The organism is Zoogloea sp. (assembly GCF_041904905.1).
Taxonomy (GTDB): Bacteria; Pseudomonadota; Gammaproteobacteria; order Burkholderiales; family Rhodocyclaceae; genus Zoogloea.
In genome coordinates this window covers 22,651-35,947 of the sequence record NZ_JAYRMI010000014.1, presented here as the reverse complement: position 1 = coordinate 35,947, position 13,297 = coordinate 22,651, and the positions used below count along the sequence as shown (strand labels likewise).

Here is a 13,297-nt window from a genome sequence, read left to right as displayed (position 1 = left end):
TCCCACATCATGAGCCACGCCATCTTCGAAAACCTGTTCATCCTCGAACTCGCCAACAACCACTGGGGGCGCCTCGAGCGCGGGCTGCGCATCGTCAACGACTTTGCCCAGGTGGTGCGCTTCAACAACGTGCGCGCGGCCATCAAGCTGCAGTTCCGCGAGGTGGACCACTTCATCCACAAGGATTTCCGGGGCCGCGAGGACATCCGCTACGTCAAGAAGACGGAGGCCACCCGACTCAGCAAGGCCGAATACCGGGCCCTGGTGAAGGCCATCAAGGAGCGCAACTGCATCCCCATGGCCACCGCCTTCGACGAGGCCTCGGTGGACCTGTGCGACGAACTCGACCTGCCCATCATCAAGATCGCCAGCTCCGACATCAACGACTGGTTCCTGATCGAGCGTATCGCCGAGACCCGCAAGCCGGTGATCGTGTCCACCGGCGGCTCCACCCAGAAGGACATCGACGACATGGTGACCTTCTTCGCCAACCGCAACATCCCGCTGGCGGTGAACCACTGCGTCTCCATCTACCCCAGCGAGGATGACGAACTGGAGCTGAACCAGATCGACTTCCTGCGCCACCGCTACCCCAAGAACGTCATCGGCCTGTCCACCCACGAGTACCACGACTGGACCTCGTCGATGCTGCTCTCCTACGCCAAGGGCGCCCGCACCTGGGAGCGCCACATCGACATCGAGGAGGACGGCATCCCCGTCTCCCCCTACTGCTCCCTGCCCCACCAGATCGACCAATGGTTCAAGGCCTTCCACAAGGCGGTGGAGATGTGCGGCGGCACCGGCACCGCCAAGCGCGTGCCCAAGAAGAAGGAAACCGAATACCTGGACGGGCTGGTCCGCGGCGTCTACGCCAAGCGCGACCTGCCGGCGGGCTACGAGCTGCACCACCAGAACCTCGAGGACGACTTCTACCTGGCCATTCCCCTGCAGAAAGGCCAGCTGTCCTGCCGCGAAACCATGAACGGCCTCAAGCTGACCCGCCCCGTCGCCAAGGATTCTCCCCTCGAGATCGACGACGTGGACAGCCCCTACTCCCAGAACGAATCCCTGCGCAAGCTCATCTACAGCCGCGGGCTGTAGCCTTCGCGAGCCTGACGCCATGTCGTGCCGCCTGCTCCCGTCCCCCGCCTGCCCGGCCGTCCACGGCCGGCTCGGGGCCCTGCTGGGTCACCTGGACACCCGCCGCCTCCACCGGCAGCGGATCTTCCTCACCGGCGGCACGGGCTTCTTCGGCTACTGGTTGCTCAGCCTGTTCGACCTGCTGCACCGCCAGGGGGTGGCGCTGGAGGTCTGCGTGCTGTCCCGCTCGCCCGCCGCCTTCCTGGCTCGCGCCCCTTTCTTCGCCGACGCCCCGTGGCTGAACTGGCAGGCGGGAGACATCAAGGATTTTGGCCCGCCCCCGGCTGCCGACCTGCTCATCCACGCCGCCACCGACACCGACGCCGACGCCCATCGCCACCCGCTGGCGATCATGGACGACATCCTGCTCGGCACCCGCCACACCCTCGAACGGGCCCGGGAAGCCGGCGTGCGCCGCGCCCTCTACGTCAGCTCCGGCGCCGTGTACGGCAGGCAGCCCGCCGACGTGGCGCAGATTCCCGAAGACGCGCCCTTCGCCTGCGACGCCCTGCACCCGGGCAGCGCCTACGGCGAGGCCAAGCGCGCCGCCGAGCAGTGGAGCCTGCAGTTCGGCCAGCGGCACGGCATCGCCATCCCGGTCGCCCGCTGCTTCGCCTTCGTGGGCGCCACCCTGCCCCTCGCCGGCCACTTCGCCATCGGCAACTTCATCCGCGACGCCCTGGCCGGCCAGCACATCCAGGTCAGCGGCGACGGCAGCCCGCTGCGCAGCTACCTCTACGGCGCCGACCTGGCCATCTGGCTGCTGACGCTCCTGCTGCAGGGCGCCCACGGCCGGGCCTACAACGTCGGCGCCGACCGGGCCCTGTCCATCGCCGAACTGGCCCACCGAGTGCGCGACACCCTGGCCCCCGCAGCCGCCGTCCACATCGCCCACGGCCATGACGACAAGGCCGCGCGCAACCGCTACATCCCGTCCATCGAGCGGGCGCGCCACGAGCTGGCGCTGGACGCCTGGACGCCCCTGGAGGACGCGATACGCCTGACGGCGGAATGCGCCTTTTTTGTATCGCAACCCTGAGCCGTCGATCGCCGCCATGCGCCAACTCTTCTCTGCCCCCCGCCGCCCCTACTACATCGAGGCACCGGCCTATCGGCGCACCTCGGCGGGCATCCGGGTCCTCCACCTGCTGTGCCACGCCCTCAACGGCATCGGCGAAGAGGCCTACCTCTACCCCACCGACACCAACCCGCTCCTCAACACCCCGCTGGTCACGCCCGAACTCATCGAACGCCACAAGGCCGCCGGGCGCGAGCCCATCGTCGTCTATCCCGAAGTCGTCCCCGGCAACCCGCGCAACGCGGCCTCGGTGGTGCGCTACGTGCTCAACCGGGCCGGGCTGCTGGGGGGCGACAGCGTCTATGCGGACACCGAGCTGATCTTCGGCTTCGGCCTCAACGCGCTGCCGGAAGGCGCCGACCCGCAGAACATCCTGTTCCTGCCGCCCATCGACACCGCCCTCTTCAACAACCTGAACAACCCGCACGACACGCAGCGCAGCGGCAGCCTGCTCTACCCCGGCCGGCACCAGGCGGCCCTCTCCCAATACCCCCGGCTGGCCGCCGAAGCCACCCTCATCACCTACAGCTGGCCCGAGAGCCACGAGGCCCTGGCCGCGCTGCTGCGCCGCAGCGAGGTGGTGTACTGCTTCGAATCCACCGCCATCGCCGCCGAGGCGGCCCTGTGCGGCTGCCCGGCCGTGATCCTCCCGTCGCCCTTCTTCAACGGCGTCGCCCTGAGCGAGGCCGAGATCGGTCGCAACGGCATCGCCCTGAACGACTCGCCGGAAGAAGTCGCCTTTGCCCGGCGCACGGTGGGCTTGATGTGGGACGCCTACCAGGCCGCCGAAGCACGCTTCTGGACCCAGCTCGACCACTTTGTCGCCACCACCCAGGCCATGCCGGTCTGCGACGTGTCGGCCCGGCCCGTCGAAGACCCCGCCGCCGTCGAGGCCCGCCAGCGCTACGCGGTATGGCGCAAGCGCCAGAGCCTGCAGGAGATCGACGCCCAGCTGCTCGCCGAGCGCATGGTGCTCACCTGGAAGCAGCGCCCCGGCATCCACCTGCTGATGGCCGTCCACCCGGGCGAGGAAGCCCTCCTCGCCGACACCCTCGACAGCCTCGCCGCGCAGCTCTACCCCGAGTGGCTGCTCACCGTCGCCACCGTGCTGCCCACGCCCGAGGGCCTCGCCGACATCCCCAACCTGCAGTGGCTCGCCCTGCGCGACGCCGCCCACATCGACTACGTGCTGGGTGAGATGGCTGCCGCCTCGCCCGGCACCTGGCTGGCCCGCATCGACCCCGGCCTCACCCTCGAACCCCACACCCTGCAGGTCGTCGCCGACTACATCAACCTCCGCCCCGACTGGCGCCTCATCTACACCGACGAGGACACCCGCGAGCCCGACGGCAGCTACACCCAGCCCTGCTTCAAGCCCGACTTCAACCTCGACCTGCTGCGCGCCCAGGCCTACTTCGGCAGCTTCGTGGTCGTCGCCAAGGACGCCTTCCTCGCCGCCGGCCGCTACGGCAGCCACGCCGGCGCCGAAAACTACGACCTCGCCCTGCGGGTGCTCGACCGTGCCGGCGAAGCCGCCATCGGCCACATCGACCAGATGCTCGCCCACCTCCCGCGGGCCTCCAGGCGCACCATGAACCCCGCCGCCGAGAAAGCCGCCCTCGCCGACCACTTCGCCCGCAACGGCATCGACGCGACGATCCACGACGGCGCCTCCTTCGGCACCCGCCGCGTGCAATACCGCTGGACCGACGCCCCCCTGGTCAGCATCGTCATCCAGACCCGCGACCGCGAGGAATACCTGCGCCCGCTGATCGACAGCATCGCCACCCGCACCGACTACCCGAACTACGAAATCGTCGTCGTCGACAACGACAGCACCGACCCCGACGCCCTGGCCTACCTCCACAGCCTCGCAACCGAAGCCCGCTGGGCCGGGCGCTGCCGCGTCGTGGCCTGCCCCGGCGAGTTCAGCCACGCCCGCGGCGCCAACACCGGCGCCGCCGCCGCCCAGGGCGACTACCTGCTGTTCCTCGACAACGACACCCACGTCGTGCAGGACGAATGGCTCGACCGCCTGATGGACATCGCCATGCGGCCGGACGTGGGCATCGTCGGCCCCCGCCTCACCTACCCCGAGACCGCCAAGGTCCAGCACACCGGCTGGGTGCTCGGCCTGCGCGGCAGCGCCGGCAGCCCCTGGAACAACGACCTCGAGATCACCGACCCCGGCTACATGGCCCGCGCCCTGTGCGACCAGAACGTCGGCGCCGTGTGCGGCTCGGCCCTGCTCGTGCGGCGCAGCCTGTTCGACCGGCTCGGCGGCATCGACGCCGACGGCTTCCCGCTCTCCCACGGCACCCTCGACCTGTGCCTGCGCGCCCGCGAGGCCGGCGCCAGGATCGTGTGGACCCCCTACTCCATGCTGGTCCACTTCGACGCCATCTCCCTCAAGGCCCGCCAGCGCAAGCCCGACGGCATGCTCGCCGACCTCCTCGGCGCCATGGCCGCCAACGACCGCCTGCTCGAACGCTGGCTCCCCAGGCTCGCCCACGACCCGGCCTACAACCGCAACCTGAGCCTCGCCGACCCCTTCAAGCCCGAGCACGTCGCCCCCATCGACTGGGACATCCACTTCCACGACCGCCCGCGCATCCTCGGCGTGCCCCTCACCGGCGGCGCCGGCGAATACCGCCTGCGCGCCCCGCTGCGCGCCATCGGCCAGGCCGGCCTCGCCCAGACCATGATCTGCGAACCGCCCAAAGCCTTCTCGGTGCGCATCCTGTCGCCCGTCGAACTGGCCCGCGCCGCCCCCGACGCGATCATCCTCCACCAGCCCCTCGACGACCCCCAGACCGACGCCCTCGAAGCCTACAAGCGCTTCCTGCCCCAGGTGCGGCGCATCATCACCATCGACGACCTCATCACCGCACTGCCCAAGAAGAACTCCTTCTACAAGGCCGGCTTCAAGGACGCCCGCCCACGCCTGCGCCGCACCCTCGGCCTCGCCGACCGGCTGGTGGTCAGCACCCGGCCGCTCGCCGACCTCTGCGCCGACATGATCGACGAAGTGCGGATCATGCCCAACTGCCTCGAAGGCGCCCTCTGGAACGACATCGCCCCCCCGCGCCTGCCGCGCAGCCGGCCGCGGGTGGGCTGGGCCGGCGCCCAGCAACACCTGGGCGACCTCGAACTCATCTACCCGGTGGTCGAAGCCCTGGCCGACGAGGTGGACTGGATCTTCATGGGCATGTGCCCCGAACCCCTCAAGCCCTTCGTGCACGAGTCCCACGGCTTCGTGCAGGATTTCCGCGCCTACCCGGCCGCCCTCGCCCGGCTCGACCTGGACCTGGCCATCGCCCCGCTCGAGATCCACCCCTTCAACGAATGCAAGAGCAACCTGCGCCTGCTCGAATACGGCGCGATGGGCTGGCCGGTGATCTGCACCGACATCTACCCTTACCAGAACGCCCCGGTCACCCGCCTGCCCAACGACCCCGAAAAGTGGATCGGCACGATCCGCGAACAGCTCGCCGACCCTGCCGCACTGCAGCAGGCCGGGCGCACGCTGCAGGCCTGGGTGCGCGACGGCTTCATCCTCGAGAACCACGCCACCAGCTGGTTCTCGGCCTACGGCCCCTGAAGGGCGTCGCCACCACCCTGAAAGCATAACGACGACCGGCCGAAAAACCGCGCCGGTTCGTGACCTCTGGCGCTAAAGCTTTGATTTTTCGCGCCGCTATCAAAAGCCAAGCGGTAATCCGCGGAAAAAACAAAAAGCACGAAAAACTTAAAATGTCAAGCTTTTTTCTAAAGTAGCGCCAGCCTGCTCCGTTAATGAAAACAACGGCGGTTGCCTTACACACACCGGGCAAGGCGAACCAAAGTTAAGCCTAGTCGCTTATCTTGAACGGAATTAAGGAGAACCAAAATGGCTGCCACGATCAACACCAATGCGATGTCGCTCAACGCGCAACGCAACCTTTCCACGTCCCAGGCCAGCCTGGCGACCTCGGTTCAGCGCCTGTCGTCCGGCCTCCGCGTCAATAGCGCGAAGGACGACGCCGCCGGTCTGGCGATTGCCGACCGCATGAACTCCCAGGCCAAGGGCTTCGACGTCGCGATCCGCAACGCCAACGACGGCATCTCGATGGCGCAGACCGCCGAATCCGCGATGCAGGCCGTCACCGACAACCTCCAGCGGATGCGCGAACTGGCCGTCCAGGCCGCCAACGGCACCTACACCTCCGGCGACCAGGCCAACCTCGACACCGAATTCCAGCAACTGCAGTCTGAAATCCAGCGCGTCGTCGGCGGCACCACCTTCAACGGCCAGAACGTGCTCAACCTCACCTCGGCCGTGAGCTTCCAGGTTGGCGCCGGCACCGCCGCCACCGACACCATCACCGTCCAGGGCAGCGCCGTCACCCTGTCGGGCGTATCCGCCGCCGTGTCCGGCAGCGTCTCGAGCGTGGGCGCCGCCACCGCCGCGATCGCCAACATCGACACCCAGATCAACAACCTGAACACCGCCCGCGCCACCTGGGGTGCCGTTCAGAACCGCTTCAGCTCCGTCGTGCAGACCCTGTCGGTCGCCTCGGAAAACGCCCAGGCGTCCCGCGGCCGGATCATGGACGCCGACTTCGCGAAGGAAACCGCCAACATGACCCGCGCCCAGATCCTCCAGCAGGCTGGCACCGCGATGGTCTCGCAGGCCAACAGCATGCCCAACAACGTGCTGTCCCTGCTCCAGTAACACGATTCAGACGCAACCCTGACGAGCGCCGCCGCCCAAGGGGCGGTGGCGCCGCCAGCACAAGGGGGAGATGAGCATGAGCATTCAGCCAGTCGGCACAAGCAGCGCGCAATATGTGCCACCCGTCCAGTCCTCGACGGGCGCCGGCGCCTCCCGTGCTACCGACAACGCCGCAAGCGCCGGCGCGGTCCAGGCGCCGCAGAGCACCGCCCAGACCGGCAAGGTCGCGCCCCCGAGCAACGAACAACTCAACCAGGCGGTCAAGCAGATCCAGGACGTCATCAAGCAGACCGCCAACAGCCTGCAGTTCTCCATCGACGAAGACCTCGGCGTCTCCATCGTCAAGGTGGTGGATACCGAGTCGAAGAAACTCATCCGCCAGATCCCGTCGGAGGAAGTCCTGGCCATCGCCAAGGCGCTCGACAAACTGCAGGGGCTGCTCGTCAAACAGCAGGCCTGAGCCCGGAATACCCCAAGCCGCCAGACCCTCCCCTGGCGCACATTTGATCCCACCCTCGCGGTGGGATTTTTTTGGCGCGCCCCGCGCGAACGCCATGGCACGTTTAGTGCTTAAAAGGTAACAACCGACGGCCGCACTCAAGTTTTTCCCGGGGCGGTCGTAATTTCCGCCAATCGCTTCACCGCACCACAAGGGGTCCATCATGGCCACAATCTCATCAGCAGGCGTCGGCTCGGGAATCAACGTCGAATCCCTCGTCAGTTCGCTGATGTCCGTTGAAAAACAGCCCCTTACCAAGCTCCAGAGCCGCCAGACCAGCTACGAATCCAAGATCTCCGCCCTGGGCAACCTCAAGAGCGCCCTGGCCACCCTGCAGACCGCCGCCAAGGCCCTCACACCGGCAACCGGCAGCACGGCAGCGGCATCTTTATCCGCCTACAAGGCAACGCTTGCCGATTCCACCATCGCAACGGCAAGCACCACCAGCGCCGCCGTTGCCGGCACCTACACCCTCGACGTCACCGCCCTTGCCACCAACCAGCGGCACGCGCTGGGCAAGACCTACGCCGCCGGCGATGCCGTGCTCGACTTCGGCGCCGACAGCAGCCGCACGCTCACCTTCACCAAGGGCGGCACGACCACCACCGTCACCCTCGAAAGCGGCCAGAACTCCCTGGCCGGCGTGCGCGACGCCATCAACAAGGCCGAAGCCGGCGTCAGCGCCTCCATCGTCACCGACACCGGCGGCAAGCAGAACCTGCTCCTCACCGCCACCAACGGCGGCACCGCCAACGCGGTGACCATCGGCGGCACCGCCACCTTCGTCGATCCGGCCGCCCCCGGCAGCCCCATCGCCGCCGCCAGCGCCTTCTCCCAGACCCAGGCCGCCAGCGACGCCGCGGTCAAGATCCAGGGCGTCTCGATTGCCACCAGCGGCAACACCATCGCCAACGCGGTGGACGGCATCAACCTCACCCTCACCAAGACCGGCTCGACCACCCTGACGGTGGCCCGCGACAACACCGATCTGAAGAGCAAGCTCGACACCTTCGTCACCGCGTACAACAGCCTCAACACCTCGATCAAGAGCCTGGGCGCCTACAACGCCAGCACCAAGACGGCCGCCGTGCTCAACGGCGACTCGACCCTGCGCAGCGTCCAGTCCCAGATCCGCAACGCCTTGGGCAACGTGCCGTCGTCCCTCAACGACGCCGCCTACAAAACCCTCAGCGACATCGGCATCGCCTTCCAGAGCGACGGCAGCCTGAAGCTCGACAGCGCCAAGTTCGACAAGGCGGCCACCGCCAACTTCTCGGCCACCGCCGCGGTGATCGGCGCCTTCGGCAGCACCCTGAAGACCGCCACCACCAACCTGCTGGCCAGCAACGGCGTGATCGCCAGCCGCACCGACGGCCTGAACAGCAGCATCAAATCCATCGGCAACCAGATCGACGCCTACGAGACGCGCCTGACCGCCATCGAAAAGACGTATCGCGCCAAGTTCACGGCCCTCGACACCGCCATGACCAGCATGACCACCACCAGCAGCTACCTGTCGCAACAGTTGAGCATCCTCAGCAACATGGCCAGCAACTAACCCCGACCGGAGAAGACCTACATGTCCTTTGGACTCGCGGCCCGTCGCGGCGCCGCTGCCTACAGTGCAGTCGGCGTCGAAACCGGCGTTTCCACCGCCGACCCCCACAAGTTGATCCTCATGCTGTTCGACGGCGCCATCCTGCAGGTCGGGACGGCCGCCATCGCCCTGGAGAACAAGGATGTGCCCGCCAAGGGGACCGCCATCTCGAAGGCCATCGAGATCATCCTGAACGGCCTCAAGGTCAGCCTCGACTACGAAGCCGGCGGCGAGCTTGCCCAGCGCCTGGGCGCGCTCTACGACTACATGACACAGCGCCTCCTCTACGCTAACCTGCACAACAGCCGGCCCGCGATGGACGAGGTGATCCAGCTGCTCACCGAACTGAAAGAAGCCTGGGCCGCCATCGGCAGTGCCGACCAGGCAGACCGCTAGATTGCCGGAGAAAACTTCATGAGTTCCCTCGCCCTTCTGGAACAGATGAGCAACTACTCCACCGAGATGGTGGATGCCGCCCGCGCCAACGACTGGGACCGCCTCACCCGCCTCGAAAAGCAGGTCGCCTCCCTGCGCGACCGCATCGGGGTGGAGGAAGCCCTGGCCTTTCCCAGCCGCCCCCGCCGCATGTCCGAAGACGAGCGCGCCCGCAAGATCGCCCTGATCCGGCGCATCCTCGACGACGACAAGGAAGTCCGCGTCCATACCGAACCCTGGATGGACAGCGTCCGCCAGCTGCTCTCCGGCGGCACCCGGGAACGTCAGGTGCGCGACGCCTACGGCACCGACACCGACAACTGATCCGGCCAGGGCGGGCTGACGGGGCCACGTCATGATCCCCAGCGATCTCGCAGCCCGCCTCCGGATGCTCACCGAGGCCAGCTTCTTCCAGGGCGAGCCCAGCGTCGCCCCGCTCGCCCGCGTCAAGGGCATCTCCGACCGCTTCCCCGACTTCACCCCCGGCCAGCGCATCGTCGCCAGCCTCCACGCCACCGCGGCCGACAACACCTACCTCGCCCGCGTCGATGGCCGCGAGGTCACCCTGGCGCTGCCCCAGTCCGTCAAGGCCGGCGACACCCTCGAACTGGTCGTCAGCCACGTCACCCCCCGGGCGGTCTTCGCCACCCTCGCCCAGCCCACCGCGGGCACCGCCCCCGACGCCCGCCCGGCCCTCAGCCAGGCCGGCAAGCTCATCAGCTTTCTGCTCACCGGCCAGCCTGCCGCCGCCACCGCCAGCCTGGCCGGCGGCGAGCCGCTGCTCCCCGCGCCCCCCGCGTCCGGCGCCGGCGCCGCCCAGCTCGCCGCCCGGCTCGGCAGCGCGGTCGGCCAGAGCGGCCTGTTCTACGAATCCCACCAGGCGCGCTGGATCGCCGGGCAGCTCGACACCGCCAGCCTGCGGCAGGAACCCCAGGGGCGCCTCAAGCCCGCCGGGCCGGCCGACGCCCCCGCGACCGCCCCGCCGCCCGAGACGGCCGAACCCGCCGCCAGCGCACCCGCCGCCCGCCCCACTGCGGCCGACACCCCCTCCCCCATCCCCGAACGCCTCGTGCCGCTGGTCCACCAGCAACTCGACGCCATCGCCACCCAGCACATGGTGTGGCAGGGTCAAGTGTGGCCCGGCCAGATGATGGAATGGGAGATCGAAGACCCGGAGCAGGATCGCGCCGGCGCCGACGACGCGGCCGAACCCTACTGGAACACCACCCTGCGCCTCAGCCTGCCCAGCCTGGGCGGCGTGGAGGCCAGGCTCCACCTCACCCCCGCCGGCGTGGCGGTGCGCCTGATCGCCGACAGCGACACCACCCGCGACGCTCTCGATGCCGGCCAGACCCGGCTGGCCGACGCCCTCGCTGCCGCCAACGTGCCCCTCACCGGCCTCGTCGCCGAACGCCGGAGCCCCCCATGAACCGCCCCGAGCACCCGGGCGAGCAGCGCGCCGAAGCGGTCGCCCTGGCCTACACCGCCGGCCAGGCGGCGCCCACCGTGGTGGCCAAGGGCCGCGGCCTGATCGCCGCCGAGATCGTCAGCCGGGCCAAGGAGGCCGGCGTGTACGTCCACGAATCCCCCGAGCTGGTCGCGCTGCTCATGCAGGTGGATCTGGACGCCCGCATCCCGCCCGAGCTTTACGTGGCGGTCGCCGAGTTGCTGGCCTGGCTGTACGCCATCGAGAGCGGCCAGAACGGCACCGTCCCGCCCCCAAAATGAAAACGGCCCCCGAAGGGGCCGTCGCGCCAGCTGCCGGCAGCAACGCCGGGCCGGTCTGCGGGCTTACGCCTTGGGCGGCACGTAACCGCTGATCTGGTCGGCGTCGCCGGCGAAGAAGTAACGCTCCATCTGCTCGGCCAGGTACTTGCGGGCGCGGGCATCCATCAGGTTGAGCCGGTTCTCGTTGATGAGCATCGTCTGATGCCGCACCCACTGCTGCCAGCCTTCCTTGGAGACGTTCTCGAAGACGCGCTTGCCCAGATCGCCGGGGAGCGGCGGAACATCCAGACCTTCGGCCTCACGGCCGAGCTTCACACAATTGACCATCCGTGCCATGTTTCACCTCGTCAGTTTGGGGATGCCGGCGAAGGAAACGCGCCGCCGGCAGGTGCCGTGATTATAGGGTGAGCGCCGGCTTTGGGCGATCCGGCAAGCGGCACCGCTCACGCCACCGGCTCGCCCACCGCCTCCCGGGCGAACTCCCAGCAGTCGCCCCCCAGGGATTTGGCCAGGTACATCGCCCGGTCGGCGGCACCGATCAGGCTCCCCGGGTCGTCCCCGTTGAAGGTGGACAGGGCGATCCCGATGCTGGCGGTGACACCGGCCGACTTGCCGTCGAAACTGAAGCATAGCCCGGCGATGCAGGCGCACAGGCGCCGGGCCAGCTCGGAGACCTCGCCGGCCGAGGCCGACGGCACCAGAATGGCGAACTCGTCGCCCCCCAGCCGGAAGAACATCTCGTTGCGCCGCACCACGGCGCTCAGTTCGGTGGCCAGATCCACCAGCACCTGATCCCCCGCCTGATGACCGAAGCGGTCGTTCACCGGCTTGAAGCCGTCCAGATCGATGGCGAGCAGGCCGACGCACTCCCGGTGACGGCGCCCGTCGGCGAGCATCCGCTCCAGCTCCTCGTGGAAGCGCCGGCGGTTGTAGAGGTTGGTGAGGGGGTCGCGCTCGGCCATGTGCAGCAGCTGGCCGGCCACCCGCCGCTGCTCGGTCACGTCCTCGAACACCCAGATCCGGCCAAGGGAGCGCCCGCCGTCGGGCCCCGGCACCACCCGCGAGAAATCGGTGACAACCCGCCCGTCGCGGAAGACGATCTCGTAGGGCTCGCTGGGTGCCCGGTGCTGCAGCACCTCGCTCACGTGGGCCATGTAGGCCACCGGATCGGCCACGAACTGCAGCACGTGCTGCTGGAGCACCACGTCGCGCACGCCGACGAAGCTGTCCCCGTCGCACATGCCCCAGATGTCGTGAAGGGCGCGGTTGCAGTAGACCACCCGCCGGTCGGTGTCCATGAACAGGATGCCCATCCGCACCACGTCGAGCAGCGCCGACAGGCGCGAGCGCTCCTCGTTGCTGCGCCGCAGGTAGTGCTCGGACAGCGCCTGGGCGCGGCGCAGGGCGGCGACGGTTTCGAGGAGCTTGTACTCCGCCTCCTTGCGCGCCTGGATGTCGCTCATCGTCACCCGCAACCCCAGCAGGCGGCCCTCGTCGTCGCGGATCGGCTGCCAGTGGCAGCTCATCCACTGCACGCCCCGGCTGCCGCCGACCAGCCGCAGCTCGGACTCGCCGATCCGCTCGTCGGACAGCGCGCGCCGGATCTGATCCCGGCAATAAGCCCGGTCGCGCTCGTACACCACCAGATCGACGAAATCGCCGGCCAGCACCTCGGCCACGCTACGCCCGGTGTGCCGCTCGATGATCTGGCTCACCCAGAAGAAGCGGCCGTCCCGATCCACCCAGCCTTCGAGGTTCAGGCCATCCGCCACCGCCCGCTGGAAGTGCCGGCCAACCTCCTCGGCGGGCGGTGCCGGCCGATTGTCGGGCACGGCCGGCGGCATCGCGGGCAGCCGTCCGGCCAGCTCCGCCTCGCAGCGGGCCAGCCGCCGCCGCAGGCGCATCAGGTGGATGCCGCCACCCACCGCGAGCAGGGTGGCCAGGCCGGCGGACGCCGTCGCCACCGGCGAGGCGAACGCCTCGGGCAGCGCGGCCCAGGCAGACGACGCCGGCAGCAGGCCACCCGCCCCGATGCCGGCCAGCCGGAGGAGACGGAACGGAACGATCGGGCAAAGGCGTTGGAGGCTCACACAGTCACTTTCGCGG

The 13,297-nt window shown here is 68.8% G+C and carries 12 protein-coding genes; 10 read left to right on the top strand and 2 right to left on the bottom strand.

What is annotated here, in order from left to right:
* The first annotated feature begins 9 nt into the window (after positions 1 to 9).
* From ACE3N6_RS06195 to ACE3N6_RS06150, 10 genes are all read left to right on the top strand, one after another.
* Positions 10 to 1,101 (top strand): N-acetylneuraminate synthase family protein, encoded by a 1,092-nt coding sequence (locus ACE3N6_RS06195; protein WP_374244318.1) that lies wholly within the window; start codon positions 10 to 12, stop codon positions 1,099 to 1,101.
* 19 nt (positions 1,102 to 1,120) lie between these two features.
* The gene (locus tag ACE3N6_RS06190; protein WP_374244317.1) at positions 1,121 to 2,179 is read left to right on the top strand and encodes an NAD-dependent epimerase/dehydratase family protein; all 1,059 of its coding nucleotides are present in this window, start codon (positions 1,121 to 1,123) and stop codon (positions 2,177 to 2,179) included.
* Positions 2,180 to 2,195: 16 nt separating this feature from the next.
* Positions 2,196 to 5,819 (top strand): glycosyltransferase, encoded by a 3,624-nt coding sequence (locus ACE3N6_RS06185; RefSeq protein WP_374244316.1) that lies wholly within the window; start codon positions 2,196 to 2,198, stop codon positions 5,817 to 5,819.
* Between the two features lie 288 nt (positions 5,820 to 6,107).
* A complete protein-coding gene (locus tag ACE3N6_RS06180; protein WP_374244315.1) occupies positions 6,108 to 6,932 on the top strand; it encodes a flagellin in 825 nt (274 codons plus the stop codon).
* A gap of 76 nt (positions 6,933 to 7,008) precedes the next feature.
* Positions 7,009 to 7,392 carry a flagellar protein FlaG gene (locus tag ACE3N6_RS06175; RefSeq protein ID WP_374244314.1) on the top strand — a complete coding sequence of 128 codons (384 nt, stop codon included), beginning with the start codon at positions 7,009 to 7,011 and terminating at the stop codon, positions 7,390 to 7,392.
* Between the two features lie 202 nt (positions 7,393 to 7,594).
* The gene (gene fliD, locus ACE3N6_RS06170; protein ID WP_374244313.1) at positions 7,595 to 8,989 is read left to right on the top strand and encodes a flagellar filament capping protein FliD; all 1,395 of its coding nucleotides are present in this window, start codon (positions 7,595 to 7,597) and stop codon (positions 8,987 to 8,989) included.
* A 21-nt stretch (positions 8,990 to 9,010) separates the two neighbouring features.
* Positions 9,011 to 9,424, top strand: coding sequence for a flagellar export chaperone FliS (gene fliS, locus ACE3N6_RS06165; protein WP_374244312.1), 414 nt, complete (start codon positions 9,011 to 9,013; stop codon positions 9,422 to 9,424).
* Between the two features lie 18 nt (positions 9,425 to 9,442).
* A complete protein-coding gene (locus tag ACE3N6_RS06160; protein ID WP_374244311.1) occupies positions 9,443 to 9,787 on the top strand; it encodes a flagellar protein FliT in 345 nt (114 codons plus the stop codon).
* A 31-nt stretch (positions 9,788 to 9,818) separates the two neighbouring features.
* Positions 9,819 to 10,892 (top strand): flagellar hook-length control protein FliK, encoded by a 1,074-nt coding sequence (locus ACE3N6_RS06155; protein ID WP_374244310.1) that lies wholly within the window; start codon positions 9,819 to 9,821, stop codon positions 10,890 to 10,892.
* Positions 10,889 to 11,191, top strand: a complete 303-nt coding sequence (locus tag ACE3N6_RS06150) for an EscU/YscU/HrcU family type III secretion system export apparatus switch protein (RefSeq protein WP_374244309.1) — start codon at positions 10,889 to 10,891, stop codon at positions 11,189 to 11,191. The genes ACE3N6_RS06155 and ACE3N6_RS06150 overlap by 4 nt, the downstream gene beginning before the upstream one ends.
* A 63-nt stretch (positions 11,192 to 11,254) precedes the next feature.
* Here ACE3N6_RS06150 and ACE3N6_RS06145 read toward each other — a convergent pair whose 3' ends face one another.
* On the bottom strand, positions 11,255 to 11,527 hold the full coding sequence (locus ACE3N6_RS06145; protein WP_374244308.1) for an oxidative damage protection protein: 273 nt from the start codon (positions 11,525 to 11,527) through the stop codon (positions 11,255 to 11,257).
* Between the two features lie 107 nt (positions 11,528 to 11,634).
* Positions 11,635 to 13,281, bottom strand: a complete 1,647-nt coding sequence (locus tag ACE3N6_RS06140) for a diguanylate cyclase domain-containing protein (protein ID WP_374244307.1) — start codon at positions 13,279 to 13,281, stop codon at positions 11,635 to 11,637.
* Positions 13,282 to 13,297: the final 16 nt, after the last annotated feature.